This is a genomic window from Methylobacterium sp. Leaf108 (genome assembly GCF_001423265.1).
Lineage (GTDB): Bacteria > Pseudomonadota > Alphaproteobacteria > Rhizobiales > Beijerinckiaceae > Methylobacterium.
Map to the genome: position 1 here is coordinate 1 of NZ_LMND01000022.1, position 5517 is coordinate 5517.

Consider the following 5517-nt stretch of genomic DNA (forward strand, 5'->3'; position numbering starts at 1 on the left):
TAGCACCTGCTCAACCGTAGAGTTACTCAGGTCCAGCACGAGGTTGCTGCTCAGATCCGAGCGGTCGATGCGCGCAAAGTCCACGCCCGTGCCACCGTCGATCCGATCGGGACCTCCTAAGCTGAAGATCTGCGCCCGGGCTGTCGCGCCCGCCGAGCCGGCCAGCCCGCTCTCGGTGCCGTCCATCCAGCTTACAACAAAGCGGCCATCGCTTAGGGCGGCTACGCTGGGATAGGCCTGTTTGCCGAGGGTCGAGGTCGCGACCAGGAACTCGGTGCCGACCTTGTTGCCGTTGTCGTCAAAGACCTGAGCCTTAAGTGCGAGATCGCTCGTGTCGCCGCCCTCCCCGCTCACATCCTGCCAGACCACCACAAAGCCGCCGGTCGGCAGGCCCGCCACAGCCGGATAGCCCTGGTCCCATTCCACGCTGGTGTTGATCAGGAACGCGCCCCCGACTCTCTGGCCGCCGGGGCTATAGAGCTGCGCCATGATGCCCGAGCCGCTGCGGTCCGCAGCCGAGTCTTGCCAGGTCACCACATAGCCGCCGTTCGACAGCGCTCCCACTGACGAGAGTGCACCCGAGGTTGGCCGTTGGATGCTCTTCAGGTTAGCCGCTTCCGTCCATTGGTTGGTCTGGTTGTATCCAACGAAGTTGTCGGAGCCGACTTTGAAGCCTGCGCTGTCGAAGAGCTGCGACAGAACCGCGTACCGGCTCTCGTCAGCAATGTACTCCTGCCAGCTTGCCACAAAACCGCCGCCGGTGAGCGCCGTGATGGCGGGGCTGTGCTCATTGCCGGGCGTAAAGGTGTTGACGAGGATATCGCGTACGGGCTGACCTGAGGCATCGTAGAGATTGCCGGCCACAGCCGAGCCGCTGCCGTCGCGAGCCGAACTTAGGTCACTCCAGCTGATCACGTAGCCGCCATTCGCCAGCGCCGTCACAACCGGATCGATCTGATTGTTGATCAGGTTGGCGGTGACGACCACCGCGTTGCCCTTGGGCGTGCCATCTGCATTGTACAGCCGGGCCATGATGTCCCGAGCTGTTGTTTCGGTGCGGTAATCCCCGGTCCAGTCCGTCCATGTCACAACGAAGTCGCCGTTGGGCAGACCTGCAACCTTGGCCTCGTGATCGTAGGAATCATTGGTGACGATGATCTTGGCACCGACCTTCTGGCCGTCAGCCGTGAAGCGCTGGGCCTGGATCTGAGTGTCCTGCTCGTTCACACCGGTGTGCCAGACGCTCACGAAGCCGCCACCCGACAAGCCTGCCAGCGAGGGCGCGTACTGCGCCGTACCAGAGGCCCCCAGCAAGATCTCGCCACCCACGCGAACCATGCCGCCCGAGCTGTAGAGCGCGTCGTTGCCGCCCCCGCCCAGAAGCTCATCCGAGCCTGCTCCGCCATCGAGCGTATCGGCACCCTCGCCGCCCTCGAGCCGATCCTTGCCGANATCCTGGTCGGCGTGTTCATCCACTGGGAAGCGGCCGACGACGCCAAGATCCAGAAGTACTAGAGCGCGTCGTTGCCGCCCCCGCCCAGAAGCTCATCCGAGCCTGCTCCGCCATCGAGCGTATCGGCACCCTCGCCGCCCTCGAGCCGATCCTTGCCGATCCCGCCCTCAAGCTGATCGTTGCCGTTGCCGCCCTTGAGCGTGTCAGACCCAGAGCCGCCCACGAGGCGATCTGCCAGAGACCCGCCTGTCAGGACGTCGTGGCCCGAGCCTGYCAGAACCTCCACCCGCTCCACGTTCAYCACGACCGTGCCGTCTGCTAGCACCTGCTCAACCGTAGAGTTACTCAGGTCCAGCACGAGGTTGCTGCTCAGATCCGAGCGGTCGATGCGCGCAAAGTCCACGCCCGTGCCACCGTCTACCTCATGTCGGGTGCGTCCTCGTCACGACAAGCACCCGCCTGTCAGGACGTCGTGGCCCGAGCCTGTCAGAACCTCCACCCGCTCCACGTTCACCACGACCGTGCCGTCTGCTAGCACCTGCTCAACCGTAGAGTTACTCAGGTCCAGCACGAGGTTGCTGCTCAGATCCGAGCGGTCGATGCGCGCAAAGTCCACGCCCGTGCCACCGTCTAGGCGGTCCACGCCCGTGTCGGCATCGAGTTGGTCATTACCCTCACCGCCCTTCAGGGTGTCGGAGCCCGCGCCGCCAATCAGCGTGTCCGACAGGGCGCCACCCACGAGGAAGTCACCTCCCGTACCACCTCGCACCTCCACCTGCTCTACATTCACCACACGGGTGCCGCCGCCGAGATCCTGAGCGATAGAAGGGTTGCTCAGGTCCAGCACAAGCCCGGTCGTCGCGTCCGAGCGGTCGATCACCGCGATATCCGCTTCCGTGCCGCCGTCGAGTAGATCTCCGTCCGCGCCATCTCGCACGAACACCCGCCCCTTGATCGAAGCCTCGCTCGCATCCTCGCCCTGACCGCTGCGGTCGTCCCACGTCACCGCAAAGCCGCCATCCGCGAGTTCCACGATGTTGATCTGGCCGCGCCCGATCAGCGTTGCCGTGTTAACCTCGAACTCCCCGCCCAGTTTGTAGCCGTGGCTCTCAATGAGCTGCGCCCGGATCGCTGGTGCGCCATTGCTGGCCCCCACCGCGTCCGTCCAGGCCACCACGAAGCTGCCGTCCGACAGCCCGCGCACTTGCAGGCTCAACTCGCCAGTGAGCGCGGTCCCGTTTACCGTGACCTCGCCCCCAACCTTCAGCCCAGAGGCATCGAAGATTTGGCTCAGCAGCTGCGCGCCCTCGGCCCAGGTGACTACGAACCCGCCGCTCGCCAGGCCCGACACCAAGGGCCGGACCTCGCCCTTGCTCGGGAGGGTAATCTCCCCGCCAAGGCGTGAGCCCGCCCCATCGAAGAGCTGCGCCTGTATGCTGCCGCTGGCGCTGCTCCAGTGCGCCAGGAACCCGGAGTTGGGCAGGCTCACCAGCCGCAGATCGCCCGTGGCGGATGCGCTGAGCACGAGCTCGGCCCCGACCTTGGCGCCGGCGGTGTCATAGAGCTGGGCCCGGGATCCGCTCTCGTCGTTCCAGGCCGTGGCAAAGCCGCCCGTCTCCAGCGCCGCCAGGGAGAGACCCTGCAGGGCCTCTCGCGAGCCCAGTGTCAGCTCAGTGCCGAGCCTGCTGCCGCTAGCGGTAAATAATTGCGCCCGCACCACTCCGCCGGCAGTGCCGGCCTGCGCGCTCTCGTCGATCCAGCTCACCACAAACCCGCCGCTCCTCAGCCCCGCCACATGGGGGCTGTGCTGTGCGTTCTGGACCTGCGTGTTCACCAAGAGCTCGAGCCCGAGCTTCCCACCTGTGGCGCTGAACACCTGCGCCTTTACGGACGAGAGGCTGGTGTCCGCTCCCTGCTGGCTCTCGTCCGTCCAAACCGCCACGAAGCCGCCGCCGGAGAGCGCCGCCTGCGAGCCGCGCTGCGTGCCGGCCGTGGTGGTGTTAACCAGGAACTCGCCCCCGAGCGCCCCGGCATTGCGCCCGCTGATCAGGAGGTCACGGCCCGTTCCACCCAGGAGACTGTCGGTCCCCGCTCCGCCCTCGAGCGTGTCGTTCCCGCCGCCGCCGACAAGCCTGTCCGCGCCAAGCCCGCCCACGAGCCGGTCCTGCTGGGCGCCACCCGTCAGGGTGTCATCGCCCGTGCCCGCCAAAACTTCCAAGCGCTCCACGTTCACGAGCCGCGTGCCGTCCGCCAGCACGTGCTCGATGGCGGGCGTGGAGAGGTCGAGCACCAGCCCGACCGTGCTGCGCGCGCGGTCGAGCAGGGCCACATCGCTGCCGGCCCCGCCGTCGAGCGCATCCGGTCCGTTCAGGGTCAGGATCTGCGCCTTTACGGACGTGCCGCTCGCGTCACCGCCCTGGTGGCTCATGTCGGTCCAGGTGATCACCACCCGGTCGTCCGCAAGCGCCACGAGCTGCGGGTTGAGCTGGTAATCCGCAGTGACGTCGTTGACGAGAAGCTCATCCCCAACTTTACGGCCGTCTTGAGCGAAGAACTGCGCCCGGATAGCACTGCCGCTGCTGTCGGAGCTCGCGTGGCTCAAATCAACCCAACTGATGACGAACCCGCCGGAGGGCAGGCCTGTCACGATAGGGCTCTTCTGGTAGTCACCCGTCTCAGTGTTGACGAGGATCTCTTCCCCGACCTTGGCACCCAAGGCAGTGAAGCGCTGCGCCCTGATGGCACTTAGGCTCTCGTCACCCCCTTGGCCGCTCCAGTCCTCCCAGGTCACCACAAAGCCGCCGTCGGCCAACGCCACGATTGCAGGCACCTGCTGCAGGCCTGCAGTCATTGTATTGACTAGGAACTCAGGACCGAGCGGCGTGCCGGACTTTAGGAGCACCTGGCCCTTGATGCCGCCCTGGCTGGTATCGCCCTGGCCGCTCTCGTCGCGCCAGACTACCACCAAGCTGCCGGAGGCCAGTGTGGTAATCGCCGGCTCGCTCTGGGCAGAGGAATGGAAGGGGTTAACCTCGATATCAGAGGTTGCTGCCGCACCAAGGGCTCCGATCTTCTGCCCATTGGCGTCAAAGCCCTGCGCCCGCACCTCCCAGTTCGGGCTCGTCGTACCGTCGGGCGCCGTGGTGGTATTGCTACCGTCCGTCCAGGTGACCGCAAACCCGCCATCCGCCATGGCAGTGATGGCCGGGCTGCCCTGGAAGCCGAGTGTGGTGTGGTTGACAGGAATTTCCGTTCCGATCCTGCCGCCGGCACCGTCGAAGATCTGCGCTTTGACGGACGCAATGCTAGTGTCTGTACCCTTGCCGCTCTCGTCCTGCCAAGCCACTACGAACCCGCCGTCCGCGCGTGCTGCCACCACGGGCAGGGTCTGCGCGCCCGAGGTCTCGCTGTTGACCAGGATCTCAGCCCCGATCTTCACGCCGTCAGCACCAAAAATCTGCGCCTTTATGGCAGACCCGCTGGCATCGCCGCCCTGCAGGCTGGCGTCCTGCCAAACCACCACAAAGCCGCCGCCGGTGAGGTTCGTGACCTGTGCGCCCTTCTGGTCTCCTGTCAGGGTGGTGTTGACGAGGATCTCGCCTGAACGGGCCAGCCCGCCCGTGCTGACCAGCAGATCCGAGCCGGCTCCGCCTTCGAGCCGGTTGGCGCCGGCGCCCCCCTCGAGCGTATCGTTGCCCTCCCCGCCATGCAGCGTGTCGGCCCCAGCCGCTCCCACGAGAAGGTCGCCACCGATCCCGCCCTCGAGCCGGTTGTCCCGGGTGTCGCCGGAGAGCTCGTCGGCGAAGCCCGAGCCGGTCAGGTTCTCAACACTTGCATAAGTGTCGCCCGTGGCTTCGCCCGTATTGCGCTCGGCCGCCGCGAGATCCGCCGTCACGCCGGCATTGGCTGTGGCATAGCTTGCCCCGTCCATGCCGTTTCCGCCGTCGAGCGCATCGGCGCCGCGTCCTCCGCTGAGGGTATCGGCACCGGCTCCGCCCTCGAGGCGGTTGTCGCTGGCGTCACCAGTGATCTGGTCGGCAAAGCCTGAGCCGATCAGGTTCTCG

At 66.2% G+C, this 5517-nt stretch carries 2 protein-coding genes; both read right to left on the reverse strand.

The window, feature by feature from the left end:
* Positions 1-1511: 1511 nt before the first annotated feature.
* Positions 1512-1856 (reverse strand): calcium-binding protein, encoded by a 345-nt coding sequence (locus ASF39_RS11170; protein ID WP_056283875.1) that lies wholly within the window; start codon positions 1854-1856, stop codon positions 1512-1514.
* 39 nt (positions 1857-1895) lie between these two features.
* A partial coding sequence (locus ASF39_RS11175) for a hypothetical protein (RefSeq protein ID WP_200938204.1) occupies positions 1896-5517 on the reverse strand: 3622 nt, incomplete at its 5' end.